Raw genomic sequence first — 23,407 nt, forward strand, 5'->3', positions numbered from 1 at the left:
TATTTTTATAAAGGTTTGTATTCAAATTGAGGAAAACCGCGTTCTCCCGAAGTATTGGTAAGACGGGTAAATTTCAGTTTGAAGTAATATCCGTCTGCATCTTTAATGATGTAAAAACGATCGCCATAGACTTCAAGACCGTTGGTTCCTACGGGATTTCTCCAGTTTCCGCCAATAATGCGGTGGTCATTATACACTAGTTTTGAAGGGTCGATATTTTCAGATTTGAAATTATTATACGCTTCGGTTCCCGAAGTCTGTGCAGGAACTTTTACTTCATAAGCGCCAACACCTCCTACATTATTATTGAGGACAAAATCTGCGAAAACATAACTCCCTGCTCCGGTAATGGTATTGGTAAATACGGTGAAACACAGATCCCAGTCTTTTTTTTCAGGCTGTATATAAACTTCTTTTCCCTGCGTAAGACTGACGAAATTATAGTTGTAGGCAGTATTTTTTTCTATAACTAATTCTCTATGGGAAGTTTCGTTAATCTTTGCATATTTAATTTTATAACCTGATGAATTTCTGGTTACCTGAATTTTCATCCAGCCTCTTAAGTCTCCACCGGTTGCAACCGAACCTACAGCAACATTTCCGCTGTAGATTTCTCTTCCCATATTGACAAGATAAACAGCATTTTGAGAATCATTTTCTTTTACCGATTCTATTGCGGTATATCCTGAAGGAAAATTTCCGTTCACATCATCAATATATGCTTCATTATCTGGTGTAAAAGTTCCTACCTGAACCAGATTCATCAGTCCGGCAACATCAGATTGGGTAACCAGGTCAATATTAACTGCATTAGGAATTTTTGCAGCAGCCATCATGATAGAAGAATTTAAAATAACCTTAAATTCATTTCCTGTATACAATGCAATATCCCAATTGGTACGTTTTGTATACACTTCTTTTCCTTTGCTTAAATCAAACCAAACCTGATTGGGCTGTGTAGCTCCGCCTACATTTGGGTTTACAATAGATCCCTGAATAGGTGCTACTGCTACCGGATCTTCATTGTCATTAATGCATGACTGCGTGATAAATGCGCTGCTGAAAATGAAAGCGATAAGTATTTTTTTCATGTGCTGATATTTTTATTCAAATATTAAAACTGATAATTGAGTCTGGCGAAATAGCTTCTTCCGTAGAATAAATTCTGAGAACCTGCAGCTGAATTGTGAGCACCGCCCGATAGTACGGTATTTCTTACATCGGAAACGTCAAAAATATTCTTTACACCCAGACTGATCTCCAGATGATTGTTGAAAAAGGGCTGACTTACAGTAAAATTCATCATATTGAATGCGCTGATTTCTCCTAAAACATATTGCGGATTTTCACCCGGATTCTGGGATGCTTTCTGTGTGAATCTTTTTTGCAGTCCGGTGTATTTATAATATAATGCAAAAAGAGTGTTCAGTTTCGGAAGGGTATAGTTTGCTGCAAAATTGGCTTCTGCATTGAAATTGTAATCGTCAGGAGAAGTCAGATTTCCGGTGTTTAGATTTTGTGAAATTCCCAGCACCGAAACACCGCCGTTGAATGAAATATTTTCTTTTTTCAGGCTGAAACCTCCTCCAAAAAGCAGAGATTTATAGCTGTCTACATTCAGAAAGGTGTATTTCAAAGGACTGTTGCTTACAATTATGCTTTCTATTCTGTCTTTTACATCAAGGTACATTGCAGAAAAACTGAGATTCATTTTCCATAAATTATTCTGCGAGTTGGTAAAATCATAAGACAATCCTAAAAAATAACCTGTTTCGGGATTGAGATTTTCGTTTCCTCTGATGTCATGGTTGTTATCAACAACGAAAGTGTAAAGCTCTTCGTAAGTTGGAAATCTGTTAGATGATCCAAAAACGGCTCTGAAATCTGATTTTTCTGTAGGATTGAACCTTGCCGTGAAAGAATAATTATACTGAGAATCGAACCTGTCGCTCAAAGCAAGTCTTACACCGGGACGAAAAGATAATTGACTGTTGATTTTCCATTCAGCAGACAGAAAGTTGGCATAATTGAAAATTGATCTGCTGATGTTGATTCCGTTGTTATTAAATTCAAAAGTTTCTGATCCTGCAAAACCGCTGGTGCGGTCTAATTCGTATCCTAGCTGAAAGTTAATTTTGTCACTATCCAGAAAGTTGCTGAACATCCCTCTTGAATAAAAAACTTTAGATTCATAAAAAGATTTTTTTTCATTTTCTGTAAGCTTTTTTCTGTTGGGAATATCATAAGTAACATCCTGCGATTTCCTATCCTGTGCCTGGTAAGAAAAATCTCCGAGATAGTTGATTCTTGATCCTATTTTTGTCTGAATATTAAACTGATGGATCCATCGTGTGGTAAAATAGTTTCTGTCGTTTCCGATGTAGGTGCGGTTTCCGTTTCCTAAAGGAAGATCTTCTATAACCGGATTGTAGAAATTAACAGTTTCGGTCAGAAAATTAGATTTAAAGAATAAAGACGTATTGTTTTTTGCATATCGTAAGGCAGCATTAGCAGTGATCTGATCTTTCGGAAGCCAGTCGTAACCTCTTTTTTTATCATTATTTTCATTGAAATATTTGTAACCTTCCAGATTGCCTTTATATCCCTGAAAATCATTGCGGTTAAAATCAGCTGTTATATTCCAGTTTTCTGAAATTTTATATCCTAGATTCAGGTTCTGCACATGGCGTCCGTTTCCTTTTTTGTACCAGTCGTAATCTTTTCCGACTGTTTCTTCCTGTAATGACAATAATGCCGTTAATTTTTTAGCATAATTTTTTTTAGTAATGATATTAATGACTCCCGCAACCGCATTATTTCCGTATTCAACGCCCATAGCACCTTTTACGATTTCTATTCTTTCAATATTATTAACATTGATTTTGCTTAAATCTACCTGATTCCCCATTCCCTGATCACTTACAACAGGAATATTATCAATTAGAATTTTGGTGTAAGCGCCTCCCAATCCCATAATTCTGACATTAGAATCGCCGTTTCCGCTATTTGGCTCAATTAATATGTTCAGGTTCTGATTCAAAACTTCCGAAGCTGTAGTTGCTGCCATGTTTTTAATCTGCTGTGCATCAATTATCTCAACTTTATAGATTGACTTATTGATCGACTGCTGTTTGTACTGACCGGTAATTACCACCTCGTCAATTTTTGATAATTGTAAAGAGTCTTGAGTCTGTGCATTAGCCCAAATTACAGCTGATAAAAGACCGACAGATAAAACCTTCTTGTTCATTACTCCAATAATTTTCAGCAAATATATAATTTTATTTAGAATGAATAAAAATTAATTATTAATTTTGTGGAATAATTCTAAATAATAAATTTTAAACAATAAAAAATTATGAAAGCAAAGCTACTTTTAGCCTCAATGATCAGTTTAGGAATTCAGCAAATGAATTTTGCCCAGGTAGATTCTAATGGATACACAACCGTAAATATGTCGATGGGAAATTCTTATCAGAACAGAGTTTTTTTTGATTTTTCTTCCAATACCAGTATTTCGCAGGCAGCAGATACGTGGGATATTGCTTTTTACAGAAACAGCGCAATGGATAAAGGTATCAAGGTAAATGATGCTAAAAATATTACTGTTTACCAGATTTCAGCTAATCCTTCAGATTTTGATGCCGTGCTTCCTTCTCAGAAAGCGACATGGGGAAATCCGATTTATAATCCAGATCAGACAACGAGAATTCAGGACGGAGCCTTCGATTCTGCAACTTTACTTCCTTCTGGTCCGTTTAATTTCGGATGGGGTAATTACAATATTGCCACTCATAAAGTACAGGGGCAGGTAGTTTTTGTTCTTGATTATGGCAATGATAATTATTATAAATTTTTTATCAACGAATTTTCTGCAGGTTACAGCTTCAAATATGCTCAATGGAACGGAACCTCCTGGAATCCTACTCAGTCTAAAATTTTGACCAACGGATCTGATGACGCATTTTTTAACTATTTTTCTTTCACAACAGGCGAAAAAGTAAATAATATGGAACCGTCTAAAGCCAATTGGGATCTGATGTTTACCAGATATTACACTAATTATGTGTATCCTGGAGGCGCTATGATGTATAAAATGGCAGGTGTCATTCAAAATCCGAATGTTACCGTTGCAAGAGTACAGCCAGAAACACAGGCGACATCCACGGTAAATCTGCCGGCTTCATCAGCTTTTTCCAGCACCATTACAGCAGTAGGTCATTCCTGGAAGCCAACGTCTGGAGCTCCTTTGGCAGATGTAGTATATTATGTGAAGCAGGGATCAGATTATTACAGAATGTATTTTATTACCAATGAAGGAACTTCTACAGGAAATATGTATTTTAAATATAAGAATATTACTTCGACTTTAGGAGTGAAAGAAATTGGTAAAAAAGCAGCGTTCGGGATTTATCCTAATCCTACTACAGCAGATAAAAAAGTGACTGTTTTATTTGATGTGAAAGAAAAAGCTGAAAATAAAGGTAGTGTTGAGGTTTTTGATATCTCGGGTAAAAGGGTATATCAATCTGAACTTACAAATCGGGAAGGGTTTTATAAGCAGGATTTAAACTTATCTCATCTTGCAACAGGAAATTACCTTGTAAAAATTACTTACGGCGGACAGACTGAAACCAAAAAACTGATCGTAAAATAATCTGCTATTCCAGAAAATTTTAATACTTTCTATTTTTTCTAAAGACAGGATCGTTAATTCGGTTCTGTCTTTTTTGTTCAAAATATCTTCATGAATAAGTATTAAAAGTTATAGATATAGTTTTATATGAATTAATTTTAATGTATTTGTTTTAAATGTCTTAATAAATTTAATTATATTTATAAATATTTATTTATTGCTATTAATTAATGTGGTATTTAGCTTTATTTAACCTATTCACAATATTTTAATTTTAAAAATGATTTTTATGAAAAAAAAATTACTTTTTCTAAATGCAGTTTTTCTGCTGAGCTCATCTTTATACAACGCACAGATCAACAGAATTTCTTTTGAGACCTCAGAAGGATATACTGTAGGAAATCTTGGCAGTCAACAAGGCTGGACTTATTGGGGTGGAATACCGCCTGCAAATGCACAGATCGTTAATAATAATGCAACGCACGGGGTAAATTCTCTGAATGTAATCAGTAACGAAGATGTACTTGATATGTGCGGAATCGAAAAAAACATTGCTTCTTTGGTAACCAGTAATGATATTGAAATTTCTTTTGATTATCGTTTTAGTGGTCTCGACGGATCCGATTATGAAATGGCAGTGTATAATGATGGTACAAATTATTATTATACCGCAGCTTTTAAGATCAATTATCTTACGGGAGCATTAAGCTACAGAACATCAACCGGATTTGTGTCAGGTCCTGTTTTAGCCCCTAATCAATGGCATAATCTGAAAATTGTCATTAAAAAATCTGATGATACATTACAATACTTTGCCAATGGAAGTCAAATTTATACCGGCGCACTGGGAACATATAAGAATTCACAGATTATAGATTTTGTTTACGATGATTATGGTACAGGTTTCAGGGTAGATAATATCAGTATTAATAATCTTTCCGTACTTTCTACTCAGGATATTTCAAAGAAAGAGAGGGTTAATGTTTTTCCAAATCCGGCTACAGAAAAAATAAGCATTGAAACCGAGAGTAAAATTGAAACGATTGCCATTTATGATGCTCAGGGAAAAATGATGAGAAATTACGCTGAAAATGGAATTTCGAACGGTAAAATTATTGATGTTTCAGATTTTGCATCAGGAATGTATCTGGTGAAAGTGAAAACCAAAACGTCTGAATTTACCAAAAAAATCATTAAGAAATAATATTGGTAAACTGTAATCAGCTGTCTTTTAAAAGCTCATAGTTTTAATTATGATAAAATAATTTTTAAACAATTTGTTTGAAGGCTTTTTATTAAATTAGCACCAATAAAATTTTATTATATGATTTCCGGAAAATATCTAGAAAACCTACAGAACGAGTTGAAAAATATTGAGAATGACGGTCTTTATAAAAGAGAAAGGATCATCACATCTCAGCAAAGTGCCGAAATTGAAGCTAATGGAAAAAAACTGCTGAACTTTTGTGCCAATAATTATTTGGGACTTTCCAATCATCCGGAAGTAATGAAGGCTTCACAGGATATGATTGCTTCTCATGGTTACGGGATGTCTTCTGTACGTTTTATTTGCGGAACTCAGGATATTCATAAGCAGCTTGAAGAGAAAATTTCTACTTTTCTTGGTTTGGAAGATACTATTTTATATGCTGCTTGTTTTGATGCTAATGGTGGTGTATTTGAACCTTTATTTACAGAAGAAGATGCGATTATTTCAGATGAACTGAATCATGCTTCAATTATTGACGGAGTTCGTCTTTGCAAAGCGGCAAGATACCGTTATAAAAACAACAATATGGAAGATCTGGAAGCGCAGCTGATTGCAGCTTCTGAGAAAAATCACAGATTTAAAATCATTGTTACGGACGGCGTTTTTTCTATGGACGGAATTGTTGCTGATCTGAAAGGAGTGTGTGATTTAGCAGATAAATATGATGCTTTGGTAATGGTAGATGATTCTCACGCTACAGGTTTCATAGGGAAAACAGGGCGCGGAACTCATGAAGCTAATGAAGTAATGGGTAGGGTAGATATTATTACCTCTACTTTAGGAAAAGCTTTGGGAGGTGCTTTGGGCGGATTTACTTCTGGTAAAAAAGAGATCATTGATATGCTTAGACAGCGTTCCAGACCTTATCTTTTTTCAAATTCTCTGGCTCCGGGTATAGTTGGTGCAGCAATGAAAGTTTTGGATATGATTTCCGATGATACAAGCCTTAGAGACAAAGTGATGGAGAATGCAGAATATTTCAGAACAGAAATGAAAGCAAAAGGTTTTGATATTCCTGATGGTGATGCAGCTATTGTTCCTGTAATGCTTTACGATGCTCCTTTATCGCAAAAAATGGCAGAAAAACTGATGGATGAAGGTATTTATGTTATCGGATTCTTTTACCCTGTTGTTCCGAAAGGAAAGGCAAGAATCAGAGTTCAGCTTTCAGCGGCTCATACACGAGAGCATCTTGATAAAGCAATAGCAGCTTTTGAGAAAGTGGGTAAAGAATTGGGTGTCATTTCATAACAAATTGCAGCGTATCTAATATTTGAGAATAATAATATCAAAGATTATATTGAAACAATAAAGCCAAAGCTGAATTTCAGCTTTGGCTTTATTTATATTGTAATATTTTTTAAACTAGAATTTCAAATCTCCGTTTACTTCTCTTACCGCTTTTGCAGCTTCAGCAAACTTCGCTTTTTCTTCTTCTGTTAAAGTAATGTTTACGATTTTTTCTACTCCGTTTGCACCGATGATTGCCGGAACTCCAAGGCAGATATCGCTTTCTCCGTATTCTCCGTCAAGCATCAGTGAGCAAGGGATCATTTTTTTCTGATCACAAGCAATTGCCTGAACCATTACAGAAACTGCCGCACCGGGCGCATACCATGCTGAAGTGCCTAGAAGTTTTGTTAAAGTAGCCCCGCCTACTTTAGTTTCTTCAATAACATATTTCTGCTTTTCATCATCAAGAAATTCTGTTACCGGAACACCATTTCTTGTAGCTTTGCTTAATAATGGTAACATTCCTGTATCACTGTGAGCAGCGATTACCATCCCGTCTACATCAGAAATCGGAGCTTCAAGAGCTTCTGCCAATCTGTATTTGAATCTGGCAGAATCTAATGCACCACCCATACCAATGATCTTATGCTTAGGAAGACCGGAAGTTTTGTGTACAAGATAAGTCATAGTATCCATTGGGTTAGATACCACAATAATGATTACTTCAGGAGAATTTTTTACTAAGTTTTCTGTAACTTCTTTTACAATTCCTGCGTTGATACCAATTAATTCTTCTCTTGTCATTCCTGGTTTTCTTGGGATACCAGAAGTGATTACTGCTACATGAGAACCTGCTGTTTTGCTGTAGTCTCCTGTTGTACCTGTAATTTTTGTATCAAATCCGTTCAAAGATGCAGTCTGCATCAAATCCATTGCTTTTCCTTCTGCGAATCCTTCTTTAATGTCTACTAAAACTACCTCTGAACAGAAGTCTTTCATTGCGATGTATTCTGCACAACTTGCTCCTACCGCGCCTGCACCTACTACAGTTACTTTCATAATGTGTACTTTTTAATTATTTATTTTTGTTTAGTCTTTCTTTTTATTTGAACTTCCCAAATGTACAAATTCCCGAAAAATTGAGCAATTTTTCAGGAATTTTAATTTTTATTTAAGATCTAACCGATGTTGATAAGAAATTCATACATTTTCTTTGCTCCGGACAAGACCTTATTATGGTTTTCTTCTTTTATCTGATTATCCAGAACTTCTTTAAAGCTTTTCCACATCGTTCCGGTCTTTTCCTGATAACATCCAAAAAAATAAAAGCTTATATCTTCAAATCCTTCAGTCTTAGAAAGCTGTTTAGCAATAACATTTCCACCCAAAGTAGATCCTTCAATTACATATAGAGCTCCTAAAGCTTCAGATTCATTAGAAATATCAAACGAAAATGTTGAATCATTTTTCAGCTGAAGGGTTAAAAAATCCTTTTCGATAAGATGAAATTTTTTTCTGTTTTCCAGCTGAAGCTTTTCGCTGTATGTTTCATTTAAAAGATTAAAGATTTTTTCTTCACTGTGAAGAAGCATCAGGTAATTGTTGTAAATGATTTTTTTGTAATCGTTTAATGTGAAAGTTTTGGTGAATATTTTATGCGATTGAAAAAGTTTTTCGGCAGTATCGTGATATTCGGCAGTATTTTTTTTAAGATATTCAGAGAGCATTATTAACTTCGTTTTTGATGATGGAAGGTTTTTGAAAAGTAAGTATAAAACAGGTTCCGTTTTTATTGCTTTCATAATCTACACTTCCTCCCAGTCTCATCATGATTCTGTGCACGATAGATAATCCTACACCATTTCCTTTAAATTGTTTGGCATTATCCATCCTGTTGAAAATCTTAAACATTTTGTGTTTGTTTTCTTCAGGTATTCCGATCCCGTTATCTTTTATTCGGTAGATAATTTTATCACCTTCATCAGTTCCTTCAATCTGCACGACCGGCTTTTCCTGATTTGATGAATATTTTATTGCATTGTTAATAATATTTAAAAATACCTGATGCAGCATGGTTTTATCTGCGAGAACTTCAGGACATTCTTTTATAACGATCAGACTCTTCGGACTACCAAAAGTGATTTTGGCGTTTTCGGTTATTTTTTGAATGGTAGCATTCGTCTCAATTGTTTCCAGCTTAATCTCAATATGTTTTGCTCGGCTTAGCTGAAGGACATTCTGCATCATTTCCGCCATACTGTCAATTTCTTCTATGATCGAATTGATTTTGTTTTTCTCGGCAGTTTCGCCAAGAGATTTTAAAAGCATCTGTGCATTAAGTTTCATTACCGTAAGCGGAGTTCCCAGATCATGCGAAATGGTGTACGAAAAACTGTCGAGTTCTTCGTTTACCCTTTTGAGCTGATCATTAAGTTTTTTTATGGTAATGTATTGCTTGTGCGAAGTCTCCAGAATTACGTCCCTGATCAGACTAACAGAAATAATGTTGTTTGAACTCCATTTTTTGGAGCTTCCTTTAATGTTTTCAGTAAATACTTCAAAAGATTTTCTTGGTGAAACGGTATGTTTTTCTATACCGTTATCCAGAAAAACATCAATTTCTTTCTTTGGATTTCCTGCCCAGTTAATATGTTCGTCAAATTCTTTTCTGAACCAGATCATCATTTCGCGTTTTGTTCTTTCTACAAAATAAATGATGATACCTGCTGTTTTATAATCTAATCCTAGCTCTTCTCCGTGATTCTTCAGAAAACTGTTGCTGCTGAAAATATTATCTGTGGTATTTTCGTAAGCCCATTCTATAATTGAGAATATTTTTTTCTTATCAGGAGTAATTCCTTCAAGTACTATATCCTGATCCGAAACAATGGCGAGTCCGTCTGCTTTAGGGATTTTTCTTAGCTCTGCTTTGTTGGCATCAAGAGCTTCAAACAAAGTTCCGTGCTTCAAAAATTCAGATTTAAGAAAGTTTAGTTTTTCGTTTAAATTAATCCTGTATTCCAATTCTCTTTTAGATTTAAAAGAAGAATAGGCATTAGAAGCTAAAACGGTAAAAATTCCGGCCTGCACTCGATCTTCAAGATCAATATGTTTTGGATCTTTGTTTTGGCAGGTTACCAATCCCCAAAGCTGATCTTCTATAATAATAGAAATGCTAAAACTGGATGAAGATCCTGAATTTTTGATATATTGCCCATGAATAGGTGCCATGGCTCTTGTTGCGGCGAAAGTAAGATCAATATCTTTTTTGGTATGGCTTAATATTTTTACCGGTTCGGAATAGACATTAGAAAAAATTCTTTTTCTCTTTTTTTTGTACAATTCTCTGGCTTGTCTAGGGATGTCATATTCGGGATAATTCAGCCCCAGATAACTTTCGAGGTTGCCGTTGTTTTTTTCAGCAACAACTCTTCCGGAACCGTCTTCCATAAACTGATAAACCATCATCCTGTCATAATTTATGATCTTCGAGATGGTTGTAAGAAGCTGATCCCAGATTTCCTGTTCAGTGTCAATTATATAAAAATTATCATATTTGCTGGTAATTCTTTTATTTCTGTTTTCAATAACCGCTTCGAACTCTAAAAATATATATTGATTGGATCTGAATACAGAAAAATGATAAATTTTCTCATTAATGGTAATTTTGTCAAAATAAGTTTCGTTTTCTCTTCTTGAAAGAAAATCTGCATTTTCAAATATATCTGATGCCAAAACTGTCTGAAAAGTTTCAGGGAAATCTGAAATTTTTTTACCTAAGAGAGAAGATGTGTTTTCAATTTTGAAAACATCTTTAATATTTTCGCTAAAAAAAGAAATGGTATGATAAGCTGTGTCAACGCCAATCAGATAACCAAAACTTTGGATGTAACCCGGTGTATGTATGGGTTCATCGTGGCATTCCACAAAATTCATATTAATATAATAATTACCAAAGATAAAAAAATATTATGCAAAATGACATATGGATAGTATGTAATATTAGATCTTTAATAATAATTAACAAAAATTAAAATTTATAAATATATTTTTGGTGGTTGAATTAGATTTATTATACATATTCTTTTATCAAAGTTAATTATTTATAAAAATAGATAAAAGAATGCTCTTAATAATTCATTAAAAATATTTAAAAGCTACAATATTTGCCTGCAATATCATAAAAGGCTATTTTAGTCTAAAATTTTTCAAAACATTTTTTTAAGAAAAATAAATCAAATTTAAAATGAAAATTTATACTAAAACAGGAGATAAAGGCGAAACAGCTTTGTACGGAGGAACAAGAGTTTCCAAAGCCAGTGCAAGAGTGGAAAGTTATGGTACTATTGATGAACTCAATTCTTTTATAGGAATTGCCAAGAGTCATATTGACGATGAGGAGGTTTTGAAGCAGCTTAAAAAAATTCAGTTTGATCTATTTACTGTGGGCTCTGAAGCCGCAACGCCCGTTGATAAACTTTTTTTGGCAAATGGAAAATCAAGGCTGACACTTGTTATTTCGGATAAAGAAATAGAAGAACTTGAAAACTGGATGGATGTTTTTGATGATAAGCTTGAACCTCTACAGTATTTTATTCTTCCGGGAGGCGGTAAATCTGCAACTTTTTTGCATGCAGCACGAACGATTTGCAGAAGAGCGGAGCGGTCTTTAGTTTTCTTAAATGAGTCTGAAGAAGTACGTCCTGAATTGATTAAGTATCTCAATCGTCTTTCAGATTATCTTTTTGTTTTGGCGAGATATATATCAAAATTAAACAACGAACCGGAAGAATACTGGAATCCGAATGAAAGATAAAGCATTACTTTTCATTAACGGAGAAGCTCCCAAATCTCTTCCGGATTTAGAGGACTATTCTTTTATCGCCTGTACAGACGGGGCTTTTCATTATTTGAAGCGATTAGGTTTTCCTTTAGACGAGCTAGACTTTATCTCCGGTGATTTTGACTCGCATTCCGGAGCAGACGAAAATGTATATGAAGATAAATTTATTTATACTCCCGATCAGAACAAAACAGATTTTCAGAAGGCTTTAGAAATTATTTCAGAAAAAGGCTTTAAAAATATTGATGTTTTGGGCGGAAGCGGCGGTGAGCAGGATCATTTTTTGGGAAATCTCACAGTTGCTTTTTCTTTTAAAGAAAATTTAAACATAAAGTTTTACGACGAGTTTTCTGAATATTTTTTTATTCCCGATAATTTTGTGTTGGAAAATGTAAAAGATAAAATGATATCTCTTTACCCTTTTCCCTATGTTGAAAAGATTTCTACGTCCGGACTTAACTGGGTTTTAGATAACGAAAACCTGAGCATGACCTCAAAAATCGGAAACCGTAATTTTGCGGTAGAGAATGAGGTGAGCATTAATTATGAAAAAGGAAACCTGCTTGTTTTTATAGGAAAAAAGTATGTGTAGATGCTGCAATTACAGTATTTTATTTTTTGAAAATTTTAATAGAATTTAAAACCCAAAAACCAAACTTTTTTAGCAATTTTGCATTCTTAATTTACTCGTTCAAAAATGAAGATAAAATACTCGGAACTTATTGATCAGACCTTATATTTTCCAACGGAAGAATTTAATGTTTCTGAGAACAATTTGTTGTTTCATGATATTCCGCTGATGGATGTCGTTGAAAAGTTTGGAACGCCTCTAAAGGTAAGTTACCTCCCGAAAATTTCTCAGAATATCCAGAAAGCAAAAGGCTGGTTTAAAGAAGCTTTCGAGAAAATTGATTATAAGAAAGAATACAGATACTGCTATTGTACCAAATCCAGCCACTTCAAGTTTGTAATTGAAGAAGCGCTAAAAAATGATATTTCTATAGAAACTTCATCGGCTTATGATATGGATATTGTAAAGTCGCTTTATAATGAAGGAAAGGTTTCTAAGGATATTGAGGTAATCTGCAATGGTTTCAAAACGGATGATTATCTGGCGAAAATTTCAGACATGATCAACAGCGGTTTTGAAAATATTACCCCGATTCTTGACAATTACCGTGAGCTTGATAAACTTACGGAAAGTATTGATACTACTTTTGATATCGGAATCAGAATAGCTTCTGAGGAAGAACCGAAATTTGAATTTTATACTTCCAGATTAGGAATCGGATACAAAGACATTATCCCATACTATAGCCAGAAAATTGCGGAGCATCCTAATGCAAGACTGAAAATGCTTCACTTTTTCATCAATACCGGGATAAAAGATACAGCTTATTACTGGAACGAATTATATAAGTGTCTTCGTGTATATGCGCGTCTGAAGAAAATTGCACCGGAAGTAAATTCTCTGAATATCGGAGGTGGTTTTCCAATCAAAACTTCTCTCAACTTTGATTATGACTACCAGTATATGGTGGAAGAAATTGCTTCCCAGATCAAAAAATTCTGCGAAGAGGAAGGAGTGGAAGAACCTAATATTTATACAGAATTCGGAAGTTTTACGGTAGGAGAGAGTGGTGCTAATTTATACAAAATTATTTCTCAGAAACGCCAGAATGACAGAGAAAAATGGAACATGATTGATTCTTCTTTCATGACTACACTTCCCGATACATGGGCAATTTCGAGACACTTTATCATGCTTCCTTTAAATCGTTGGGAAGATTCTTATGAAAGGGTTTTTCTCGGTGGATTAACTTGTGATTCAGACGATTATTATAATTCTGAGCAGCATACCAATGCTATTTACCTTCCTGTTTTCAGCGATACTAAACCTCTTTATATTGGCTTTTTCCATACCGGAGCTTATCAGGAAACGATAGGAGGTTATGGAGGTGTGCATCATTGTCTGATGCCACAGCCAAGACATATTCTGATCCAGAAAGATGAAAACGGTGAGTTTCAGTATGAAATTTTCAGAGAAAAACAGGAGCCGGAAGATGTTTTAAAATTATTGGGATATTAAACAATCTTCTCAACTACATAGTTTCTAAAAGGAATTTATAAACAGCCTTTATCATCAATAAAATTAAATTATCAGGTTTAGGCTGTTTATGAATAATACTTTAAAAAGGATTTTCTATCCTAAGTAATGTCTTTTGCAAAGCTGCAGTTTATAAAAAAGTAGAATCAAAATAAAACGGAAGCAAATCTTTTATAGATGAAACTTTGATGATATCATCATTCAGATTCGCAAAATACAGTTCAATATTTTCATTCTGTTTGGTTTCATATTCCATAATGCTCTGTCTGCAAGCACCACAGGGAGGAATCGGTGGATTTTTTTCTGAAAATTCTTTCGGTCCGCCCACAATAAATATTTTCTTAATTTTTTGATCCGGATAATTAGCTCCAATCCAGAAAAGTGCTGTTCGTTCTGCACATAACCCGGAAGGAAAAGCTGCATTTTCCTGATTGTTGCCGGAAAAAATCTCACCATTCTCCAAAAGAACTGCACAACCGACAAAAAACTCAGAATAGGGAGCGTAAGCATTTTTTCGTGCGATTTTTGCCTGCTCGAAAAGTTTTTGTTCTATTTCTGTCAGTTCAGTTTTGCTTTTAAAATGATTGTACTTTATTGCTATGTTTTTTTCCATAATGTATTTAAAAAGGGGGCGTAAATGTAAACTATTTTAATGACTTGGGCAATAAACCTTTCTCAATCTATTTTTTGTATTTTTAGTGCATTAAAAATTAAGCTTAATGTTATATTCTCCAATAAAATTCAGAAATGTAGAACTTAAAAACCGATGGGTAATGTCGCCTATGTGTATGTATTCTTGTGAAAACGGACTTGCAAATGATTTTCATTTTGTACACTACGGCAGCAGGGCTCAAGGCGGAACAGGACTTTTGATCGTTGAAGCAGCTGGTGTAGAACCGAAAGGAAGGATTACGAACCACTGCATGGGAATCTGGAATGACGAACAGGCTGAAGAATTAAAAAAAATTGTACAGTTTGTACATCAGCATTCAGAGAGTAAAATAGGTATTCAACTCGCTCATGCGGGAAGAAAGGCTTCAACGTGGAACAATGTTCAGACTTCGTTGGAAGATGGCTGGGAAACTCTAGCTCCGAGTGCAATTCCTTATCAGCAAGGAGAAAGAGTACCTCATGTATTGACTCTGGAAGAAATAAAAGAACAAGTTCAAAATTTTAAAGAAGCTGCAAGAAGATCTGTAAAAGCAGGATTTGATGTGATTGAAATTCATGGTGCGCACGGCTATCTTATACATCAGTTTTTATCACCATTATCCAATATCAGAAATGATGAATATGGCGGGAGTTTTGAAAACAGAATCAGATTTCTGATTGAAATTGTGGATGCCGTGAACGAAGAGTTAAATGAAAATGTTGCGCTTTTTGTAAGAATTTCGGGTACAGAATATGCCGAAAACGGTTGGAGTATTGATGACAGCGTGAAACTTGCGCAGGTTTTAAAGAATCATGGAGTAGATTTGATAGATGTTTCCAGCGGAGGAAATATCCACGGAGCTAAAATCTCTGTATTTGACGGTTATCAGGTGCCTTTTTCTTCAGCAGTAAAAAATCAGGCAAATGTACAGACAGGAGCAGTAGGATTGATCACTACAAGTCAGCAGGCAGAAGAAATTCTTCAGAATGGTGAGGCAGATCTTATTTTTGTAGCAAGAGAGATCCTAAGAAATCCTTATCTTGCTGTTCAAGGCTCATTTGAAATGAAAGAAGATTGTTTTTTTCCTCATCAGTATTTGAGAGCAAAAATTTCTTAGATTTGTGAAATAATAATTAACAGACGATGCACATAGAAGATTTTATGCTTCCGTGTCCCAGCAAAAAGTTTTTGGGAATAGAATGTTTTGGCTGTGGAACGCAGAGGGCAATTGTTTTGGTATTTCAGGGGAAGTTCTCAGAAGCATTTCAGATGTATCCTGCGGTGTACACTCTTCTGATGTTTTTTGGCTTTGTAATACTCAATTTTTTAGACAAGAAAAGAAATTACGGTCAGATATTGATATTTTTAGCCATAATTAATGCAGTCATTATGGTTTTTTCTTATTTTTATAAACATTTTTCAGCTTTTTAAACTAAACATTAAAAATTATATTATGAATCAACAAAAATTACCCAATGCTACAGCTGTTCTTGTTTTAGGAATTGTTTCCATTGTGGGGTGCTGCTGTTACGGAGTTTTAGGGCTTATTGCAGGTATTGTAGGACTTGTGCTTTACAAGAAAGATATTGCACTTTACAATGCCAATCCGTCTCTTTATTCTGATTACAGCAATCTGAATACGGGTAGAATCTTATGTATCATCGGTTTGATATTAAGTGCTCTTTACTTAGTAATTAATATCATTTTCATTGCGGTGTTTGGTCTTGAAGCAATTTCTGATCAGGAATTGATGCAGGAAAAAATGAGAGAGCTTTTAGGGCAATAAGATATTATAGATAGATATAATGGCTGTTTTATTCTAAATAAAGCAGCCATTTTTTTTGAGTAATCAGCCATTTTATTTAGTTGTTAATACATTGAATTTATACTTGTTTTTCTTTTTGGAATAATTATTGGCTTTTTATCAAAAAATTATTTTATGAATTCAGACACTATTAAAACAATCGCGAAATACGGATTAGGAGCAATGTTGATTACCGCAGGAATCGGACATCTGACCTTTGCAAGAAAAGAGTTCCAGGCGCAAGTTCCGGAATGGGTTCCGCTCGAAAAAGATGATACTGTTGTTTATTCGGGAATTGTAGAAATTGCGATGGGAACCGCCATTATTGCAGCACCCAAAAAATATGAATCTTTTGTAGGAAAACTTGCCGCAGGATTATTCACCGCTGTTTTTCCGGGAAACTATACCCAATACAAAGAAAGAAGAGATGCTTTCGGACTTGATTCTGATAACAAAAGATTAGCCAGACTTTTTATGCAGCCACTTCTTTTGCTTTGGGCGGTTAAATCTACGGATTAATCAATTAATGTTTTAATATATTGACCTGTTTTACAACAGGTTTTTTTATGATTGATATATAATATTGATTATATTTGTATCAGTATTAGACATTAAAATAAATAAGATTATGATAGCTGAAATTGAAAAATTTATTGAAATACAAAATAATATAGATGAGATTTTAAAAAAATCTCCTTTTAAAATGTCTTATATCATTGAAAAATCAGGAATTAAAAAACCAACATTTTTTAAAAAGCTAAAAGAGAAAAGATTTACTCCTGAAGAGCTTTTAAGAATTTCAAAAACTATTGAGCCCATTTGGAAAAATGAAACTAAAGAAGAGATTCTTGAATCACTAAAAAAAAGTGAAGAAGATTTTCGAAATGGTAGAGTTCATGATTACAAAGAGGTAATGAAAATGACAAGATTACGTTTGGAAAACTATAAACATGGAAATTAATTTTTCTGACGAATCACTTTCTGATTTAAAAAATATTGAAGAATACCTTCTCAAAAAATGGAATATCAGCGTTTTTGAAACTTTCTAATAAAATTAGATGAAGTTATTGATATTATTACTGAAGGTAATGTAGTTTTCCAAAATTACGAAAGTACTAAAGACCATAAAATTTTAATTACGAAACATAATACTTTGATCTATATTGTTGAAGACAATGTTTTAAAAATAATCAAAACTCTCCAAAATTATCAGAATCCATCAGAAAACTATAAATCCATTAAAGATTAAAAACTTTATTAACCGTGAACTTAAAATTTAAACCGATTATTTTTATTTTTCTTTTTGTACTGATGGGATTTTATGGTATTCAGGATATGAAGTTAATGTATCCATCATATTTCCCCAAACCTGTTTATAATTTCAGGAAAAATCCGCTCAAGAGTTCTACGGTAGAACTGGGAAGAAAGCTTTTTTATGATCCGATTTTATCCCGGAATAATACCATTTCCTGTTCATCCTGTCACAATTCTAATCAGGCATTTTCCCACGCAGGAAATCATTTAAGCAAAGGAATTGAAGAAGGAATCGGAGAACGAAATTCACCGGCGATCTTTAATCTGGCGTGGCAAAAAACTTTTATGTGGGATGGAGTGGTGACTAATATTGATGTGCAGGCTTTAGCTCCGATCAATCATCCTAAAGAAATGGGAGAAGACATTAATGCGGTAGTAAGAAGACTGAATAAATCAAAAGAATATAAAACGCTTTTTTACAGAAGCTTCGGTGACAGCATTGCAACGGCAGAACGAGCCATGAAAGCACTTTCGCAGTTTCAGCTCACGTTTATTTCAGCTGGCTCAAAATATGATAAAATAAAGCAGAAAAAAGCCCAGTTTAACCAATCTGAGCAGGCTGGTTACGAGCTTTATAAAGCAAATTGCAGCTCATGTCATGCAGAGCCGCTTTTCTCAACCTATGATTTTGCCAATAATGGACTTCCTATTGATCCCACACTTAATGATTACGGAAGATGGAATAAAACGATGGAACCGAAATATAAACAGATGTTTAAAATTCCGAGCCTTAGAAATCTGGCATTTACTTATCCTTACATGCATGATGGAAGGTTTCAAACTTTGGACGAAGTTTTGGATCATTACGAAAAAGGAATTGAAAAATCTTCCACTTTAGCAAGCCAGCTTCAAAAGCCAATTATTTTTAGTGCAAAGCAAAGGGCTGATCTTCTGCAATTTTTGGCAGCTTTGAATGATTCTGCATTTATTTCTAATCCTGCATTTCAAAAAAAATAGATACATCAGTTAAAGAAGATCAGTAAGCGATCTCCATTTTTACCTTTTTATTTTTCAGTCTTTCAGAGCTTAGTTTTTTGAGTAGTGCATTGACTTTGCTTCTGGAAACGGCAACATAAGAAGTCGTGTCTTTTACTTCAATCAATCCTACATCATCTTTTTGGAGTTCACCTTTTTTCATCAGAAATCCTACAATATCTACTTTGTTAACTTTATCTTTTTTTCCTGCGCTGATGTATATCGTCTGAAACGAAGTTTTTTCCGGAACTTTGGTGAATTCTTTTACGTCTTCAACCGGAACATCGTTTTTGATGAAAGGAAAATTTTCCTCTTCCGTCATAATGAGATATACAAAACCTTTGGCATTCATTCTTGCAGTTCTTCCGTTTCTGTGAATAAAAGCATCTTCTTTGGGCGGAAGCTGATAATGAACAATCGATTCCACTTCAGGAACATCCAGTCCTCTTGCTGCAAGATCGGTTGTAATTAAAACTCTCGCAGAATCGTTCCTGAATTTCAGCAGAGCACGCTCTCTTTCATCCTGTTCCATTCCGCCATGAAAAGTTTCACGGTCTATACCTTTATCTTTTAAAAGCTCAGAAATACGGTCAACAGCTTCTCTGTGATTGCAGAAAATAAGCGTTCTTTTGTTTCCTATTTTGCAGATGAGGTGAAATAAAGTATCCAGTTTCTCTTCTGAAATGGTCATTACTTTTCTCAGCTGAATATCAGGTTTGTTTTCTCCCAGTTTCAGGAAATCAATTATTTTTTCATTCTGAAGTCCTGTAAATTTTGGGATTTCGTTCATTGCTGTGGCAGAAGTCAGGATTCTTTGGGATAAACCTTTTAAATTTCCGATAATATATTCCATATCTTCCTGAAAGCCCAATTCCAAAGCCTTGTCAAATTCATCCAGAACTAAAGATTTAATGGTGGAAGCATCAAAGTTTCTGTTTTGAAGATGATATTTAATTCTTCCCGGCGTTCCTATCAGTACAGCAGGAGCTTCAGTCAGATTATTGATTTCAATTTTTTTATCGTGTCCTCCGTAGCAGACGGAAACTTTGAAATCTGTTCCCATTGCTTTAAAAACCTGTTCAATCTGTAGTGCGAGTTCTCTTGCAGGAACCAATATCAAAGTCTGAACTCCAGATATGTTTTTTTTAAGATTTCTGAGAACCGGAAACAAAAACGCCAGTGTTTTTCCCGAACCTGTCGGAGACAATAAAATAACGTCCGTATTGTTTTCTGTTGCTTTGAATGCAGATTTCTGCATCTGATTCATCTCCTGAATTTTAAGACTCTGATAAATTGACTGTAATTCCATGCTGCAAAGGTAAGCGAAAGATTTTTACTGTAAATTGAATAAATTTAAAGAAATTTGCTAAACCTTAAACCTTAAAAATGTCTCCCGAAAAAAGAAAGCTCATTACCGACAGTTTCAACCGTTCCGAAACCTTAAAATTCTACAAAGCAGAATTACTGGAAGCTGAAACCGATTTTATTTCCATTAAAATTCCGAAAATGGAACTCATGACCAGAAAGGCAGGAATGTTTAACGGAGCTATGATTGCTTCTTTAGTTGATGTTTCTTCCGGTTATGCAGCAGTAAGTCATTACGAAGAAGATTGCTACGTTGTGACGGTTGAGCTTAAAGTTAATTATCTGCGTCCTGCGATTGGTGATGCGTTGGTTTCAAAATCTTATGTTGTAAAAGGAGGTTCTAAAATTAGTGTGATCAGAACTGAAATTTATATCGTCAACGATAATAATGACCATGAAAGTCATGTGGCTACTTCTCTGGTAACGATGATGAAAATCAAATAACCGCCGTAATTAAAAAGTTTTTTATAATTTTAATAAATAAATTTCAATATATGAATCTGATTATCCGTTTGCTTATTACTGCAATAGTTGCATTTTTTCTCACAAAACTTTTGCCAGGTGTTCACTTTCAGAGCTTTTCAGCGGCAGTTATTTTTGCAATTGTGCTGGGAATTTTAAATCTTATTGTAAAACCGGTTCTGAGCCTTTTCAGTCTTCCGCTTACGATCATTACATTAGGTTTTTTTGCATTGGTTATTAATGCCGTTATTGTTCTTATCGCAGATTACTTTATAGACAGCATGAATGTTGACGGATTCTGGTGGGCTTTTATATTCAGTATTGTTTTGTCATTTATTACTTCTCTGGCAAATTCCATGTTTTCAAAAGATTAATGGTAATTTTCTTCAAAGTTAAAAATAAAAAGTTCGGCAATTTTGCCGAACTTTTCTTTTTATATGTAACAGGAATTAAATTCCGTCAATGATTTCATTCAGAACAGTACTTGGTCTCATGGCTGCATAAGTTTTATATGTATCTGTCTTATAATAACCGTCAATTTCCTGCGGTTTACCTTGAGCACCGATCAATTCAGCATTGATTACGTCCTCATTTTCCTTCATTGCCTCTGCAATCGGAGCAAACTGTTTAGCCAATTCAGCATCAGAAGTCTGGTTTGCTAATGATTCAGCCCAATACATTGCCAAGTAGAAGTGAGAACCTCTGTTATCAATCTGTCCTACTTTTCTTGCCGGAGATTTGTCTGTAGCTAAAAACTTAGCATTGGCTTCATCTAATGCATCAGCTAAAACCTGAGATTTTGTATTTCCCTGAGTTTGTGCCAAATGTTCCAAAGAAGCCTGCAAAGCAAGAAACTCACCTAAAGAATCCCATCTCAGATAACCTTCTTCGATGAACTGTTCAACGTGTTTCGGGGCAGAACCACCCGCTCCTGTTTCGAATAACCCACCACCGTTCATTAATGGAACAATAGAAAGCATTTTTGCAGAAGTTCCAAGCTCCAGGATTGGGAAAAGGTCTGTTAAGTAATCTCTTAAAACATTTCCTGATACAGAGATCGTATCTTTTCCTTCTCTTGCTCTTTTTAAAGTTTCGGTCATGGCATCTTTTACATCAAGGATTTTGATATCAAGTCCGTTTGTATCATGATCGGCTAAATATTTTTCAACTTTTTTGATCATTTCTCTGTCGTGAGCTCTTCCTTTATCCAACCAGAAAATTGCCGGAGTATCAGAAAGTCTTGCTCTGTTAACCGCTAATTTTACCCAGTCCTGGATTGGAGCGTCTTTTGTCTGACACATTCTGAAAATATCTCCTTTTTCTACTTTCTGAGAAAGAAGGATATTTCCGTTTTCGTCCTGAACCTCAATACTTCCGTCAGCGGATGCCTGAAATGTTTTATCGTGAGAACCGTATTCTTCAGCTTTCTGAGCCATCAAACCAACATTCGGAACAGAACCCATTGTCGTAGGATCCAATTTTCCGTGAGTTTTCATATCATCAATTACAGCCTGATAAAAACCTGCATAAGAACGATCCGGAATAATGCACACCGTATCTTCTTCGTTTCCGTCTTTATTCCACATTTTTCCTCCGCCTCTTACCAATGCAGCCATAGACGCATCAACAATAATATCAGAAGGAACATGGAAGTTGGTAATTCCTTTGTCTGAATTTACCATCGCTACTCTTGGACCGTTGGCTAATGCAGCTTCAATATCGCCTTTGATATTAGCTTCCTGCTCATTTCCTTTGATTTTTTCAAATAAGTCAGCTAGACCGTTATTTGGATTGATGTCTAAAGATTTAAAAGTATCCGCATATTTAGCAAAAACATCTTTGAAGAAAGTTTCAACAATAGCTCCGAAAATAATAGGGTCAGAAATTTTCATCATCGTTGCTTTCAAATGAGCAGATAACAAGACGTTTCTGTCTTTAGCTTCCTGAATTGCTTTTTCAACGAAAGTTTTCAGAGCATTCAAATTCATTACTGAAGAATCAATAACTTCTCCAGCCTGAAGAGCAGCGAAATCTTTTAATTGAGTTTCAGAACCATCATTTCCTTTAAATACAATTTTAAATTTTGTTGCGTTTTCTACTGTTGTTGAAGTTTCTGTTCCGTAGAAATCTCCGCTTTCCATGTGAGCAACATCTGTTTGGCTGTCTGAAGCCCAGTTGCCCATTCTGTGAGGATTTGCTTTTGCATAGTTTTTAACGGCTTTTGGAGCACGTCTGTCAGAATTTCCTTCTCTTAACACAGGGTTTACAGCACTTCCTAAAACTTTAGCGTACTTCGCTTTGATCGCTTTTTCCTCATCACTTTTAGGCTCTGCCGGATAATTGGGAACCGCAAAACCTTTGGACTGCAATTCTGCGATTGCTTCATCTAACTGAGGTGCAGATGCAGATATATTGGGTAGCTTGATAATATTTGCATCAGGTTGAGTAGCCAATTGCCCCAGTTCAGCCAAAGCATCACCAATCTTTTGATCTTCTTTCAAAAACTCCGGGAAGTTGGCAAGGATTCTTCCAGACAAAGAAATATCAGGAACGGCAATCTCAATATTTGCAGATTTTGTAAACGCTTTTACAATCGGTAAAAACGAGTGTGTTGCCAACATAGGAGCCTCATCCGTAAGTGTGTAATAGATTTTTGATTTTTCTGACATTATACTGTTCGTTTATTGTTTGAAATTTAAGATTCACAAATTTAGTTAAATTTTAAATTCTTTAATTTAATTATCAA

22 protein-coding genes are annotated in these 23,407 nt (G+C 34.8%); 14 read left to right on the forward strand and 8 right to left on the reverse strand.

Annotation, left to right across the window (positions count from 1 at the left end; all coding sequences use genetic code 11):
• Positions 1–5 precede the first annotated feature (5 nt).
• A complete protein-coding gene (locus tag FNE73_RS03735) occupies positions 6–1,091 on the reverse strand; it encodes an HmuY family protein (RefSeq protein ID WP_143883423.1) in 1,086 nt (361 codons plus the stop codon).
• A 23-nt stretch (positions 1,092–1,114) separates the two neighbouring features.
• On the reverse strand, positions 1,115–3,250 hold the full coding sequence (locus FNE73_RS03740) for a TonB-dependent receptor plug domain-containing protein (protein ID WP_143883424.1): 2,136 nt from the start codon (positions 3,248–3,250) through the stop codon (positions 1,115–1,117).
• 108 nt (positions 3,251–3,358) lie between these two features.
• Between FNE73_RS03740 and FNE73_RS03745 the strand changes: the two genes are divergently transcribed.
• The 3 genes from FNE73_RS03745 (at position 3,359) to kbl (ending at position 7,157) form a co-directional block, all read left to right on the forward strand.
• Complete coding sequence (locus tag FNE73_RS03745; protein WP_143883425.1) at positions 3,359–4,657, forward strand: T9SS type A sorting domain-containing protein; 1,299 nt, start codon at positions 3,359–3,361, stop codon at positions 4,655–4,657.
• 268 nt (positions 4,658–4,925) lie between these two features.
• On the forward strand, positions 4,926–5,840 hold the full coding sequence (locus FNE73_RS03750; RefSeq protein WP_185147279.1) for a T9SS type A sorting domain-containing protein: 915 nt from the start codon (positions 4,926–4,928) through the stop codon (positions 5,838–5,840).
• A gap of 120 nt (positions 5,841–5,960) precedes the next feature.
• On the forward strand, positions 5,961–7,157 hold the full coding sequence (gene kbl, locus FNE73_RS03755; protein WP_143883427.1) for a glycine C-acetyltransferase: 1,197 nt from the start codon (positions 5,961–5,963) through the stop codon (positions 7,155–7,157).
• A gap of 114 nt (positions 7,158–7,271) precedes the next feature.
• Here kbl and FNE73_RS03760 read toward each other — a convergent pair whose 3' ends face one another.
• The 3 genes from FNE73_RS03760 to FNE73_RS03770 form a co-directional block, all read right to left on the reverse strand.
• The gene (locus FNE73_RS03760; RefSeq protein WP_143883428.1) at positions 7,272–8,198 is read right to left on the reverse strand and encodes a malate dehydrogenase; all 927 of its coding nucleotides are present in this window, start codon (positions 8,196–8,198) and stop codon (positions 7,272–7,274) included.
• Between the two features lie 119 nt (positions 8,199–8,317).
• Positions 8,318–8,866, reverse strand: coding sequence for a biliverdin-producing heme oxygenase (locus tag FNE73_RS03765; RefSeq protein WP_143883814.1), 549 nt, complete (start codon positions 8,864–8,866; stop codon positions 8,318–8,320).
• Positions 8,856–11,075: an ATP-binding protein gene (locus FNE73_RS03770; RefSeq protein WP_143883429.1), complete on the reverse strand. Its 2,220-nt coding sequence runs from the start codon at positions 11,073–11,075 to the stop codon at positions 8,856–8,858. Before FNE73_RS03770 ends, FNE73_RS03765 begins: the two co-directional genes overlap by 11 nt.
• A gap of 310 nt (positions 11,076–11,385) precedes the next feature.
• Here FNE73_RS03770 and FNE73_RS03775 point away from each other — a divergent pair, with 310 nt between their 5' ends.
• The 3 genes from FNE73_RS03775 to FNE73_RS03785 all read left to right on the forward strand — a co-directional run bounded on the left by FNE73_RS03775 (position 11,386) and on the right by FNE73_RS03785 (position 14,071).
• Positions 11,386–11,955, forward strand: coding sequence for a cob(I)yrinic acid a,c-diamide adenosyltransferase (locus FNE73_RS03775; protein ID WP_143883430.1), 570 nt, complete (start codon positions 11,386–11,388; stop codon positions 11,953–11,955).
• Complete coding sequence (locus tag FNE73_RS03780; protein WP_143883431.1) at positions 11,945–12,574, forward strand: thiamine diphosphokinase; 630 nt, start codon at positions 11,945–11,947, stop codon at positions 12,572–12,574. Before FNE73_RS03775 ends, FNE73_RS03780 begins: the two co-directional genes overlap by 11 nt.
• Before the next feature lie 105 nt (positions 12,575–12,679).
• A complete protein-coding gene (locus FNE73_RS03785; RefSeq protein ID WP_089742150.1) occupies positions 12,680–14,071 on the forward strand; it encodes a type III PLP-dependent enzyme domain-containing protein in 1,392 nt (463 codons plus the stop codon).
• A 148-nt stretch (positions 14,072–14,219) separates the two neighbouring features.
• On the opposite strand, the gene cdd is transcribed toward FNE73_RS03785, so the two are convergent.
• A complete protein-coding gene (gene cdd, locus FNE73_RS03790; protein WP_143883432.1) occupies positions 14,220–14,702 on the reverse strand; it encodes a cytidine deaminase in 483 nt (160 codons plus the stop codon).
• Between the two features lie 106 nt (positions 14,703–14,808).
• Between cdd and namA the strand changes: the two genes are divergently transcribed.
• The 6 genes from namA (at position 14,809) to FNE73_RS03820 (ending at position 18,816) form a co-directional block, all read left to right on the forward strand.
• Positions 14,809–15,858, forward strand: coding sequence for an NADPH dehydrogenase NamA (gene namA, locus FNE73_RS03795; RefSeq protein ID WP_143883433.1), 1,050 nt, complete (start codon positions 14,809–14,811; stop codon positions 15,856–15,858).
• 26 nt (positions 15,859–15,884) lie between these two features.
• Entirely contained in the window at positions 15,885–16,172 is a 288-nt protein-coding gene (locus tag FNE73_RS03800; RefSeq protein ID WP_143883434.1) for a DUF2752 domain-containing protein, read from the forward strand.
• A gap of 22 nt (positions 16,173–16,194) precedes the next feature.
• Positions 16,195–16,527, forward strand: coding sequence for a CCC motif membrane protein (locus FNE73_RS03805; protein ID WP_143883435.1), 333 nt, complete (start codon positions 16,195–16,197; stop codon positions 16,525–16,527).
• A gap of 153 nt (positions 16,528–16,680) precedes the next feature.
• Positions 16,681–17,064 (forward strand): DoxX family protein, encoded by a 384-nt coding sequence (locus FNE73_RS03810; protein ID WP_143883436.1) that lies wholly within the window; start codon positions 16,681–16,683, stop codon positions 17,062–17,064.
• 109 nt (positions 17,065–17,173) lie between these two features.
• Positions 17,174–17,506, forward strand: a complete 333-nt coding sequence (locus FNE73_RS03815) for a hypothetical protein (protein ID WP_143883437.1) — start codon at positions 17,174–17,176, stop codon at positions 17,504–17,506.
• Between the two features lie 302 nt (positions 17,507–17,808).
• Positions 17,809–18,816: a cytochrome-c peroxidase gene (locus FNE73_RS03820; protein ID WP_143883438.1), complete on the forward strand. Its 1,008-nt coding sequence runs from the start codon at positions 17,809–17,811 to the stop codon at positions 18,814–18,816.
• Positions 18,817–18,835: 19 nt separating this feature from the next.
• Here the strand turns inward: FNE73_RS03820 and FNE73_RS03825 are convergent, their stop codons facing one another.
• A complete protein-coding gene (locus FNE73_RS03825) occupies positions 18,836–20,143 on the reverse strand; it encodes a DEAD/DEAH box helicase (protein ID WP_143883439.1) in 1,308 nt (435 codons plus the stop codon).
• 77 nt (positions 20,144–20,220) lie between these two features.
• Between FNE73_RS03825 and FNE73_RS03830 the strand changes: the two genes are divergently transcribed.
• Positions 20,221–20,643, forward strand: a complete 423-nt coding sequence (locus FNE73_RS03830) for a PaaI family thioesterase (protein WP_143883440.1) — start codon at positions 20,221–20,223, stop codon at positions 20,641–20,643.
• Between the two features lie 50 nt (positions 20,644–20,693).
• Entirely contained in the window at positions 20,694–21,035 is a 342-nt protein-coding gene (locus tag FNE73_RS03835; protein ID WP_143883441.1) for a phage holin family protein, read from the forward strand.
• Positions 21,036–21,110: 75 nt separating this feature from the next.
• Here FNE73_RS03835 and FNE73_RS03840 read toward each other — a convergent pair whose 3' ends face one another.
• Positions 21,111–23,330 (reverse strand): NADP-dependent isocitrate dehydrogenase, encoded by a 2,220-nt coding sequence (locus FNE73_RS03840; protein ID WP_143883442.1) that lies wholly within the window; start codon positions 23,328–23,330, stop codon positions 21,111–21,113.
• Between the last annotated feature and the right edge of the window lie 77 nt (positions 23,331–23,407).

This window comes from Chryseobacterium binzhouense (assembly GCF_007474545.1).
Lineage (GTDB): Bacteria > Bacteroidota > Bacteroidia > Flavobacteriales > Weeksellaceae > Chryseobacterium > Chryseobacterium binzhouense.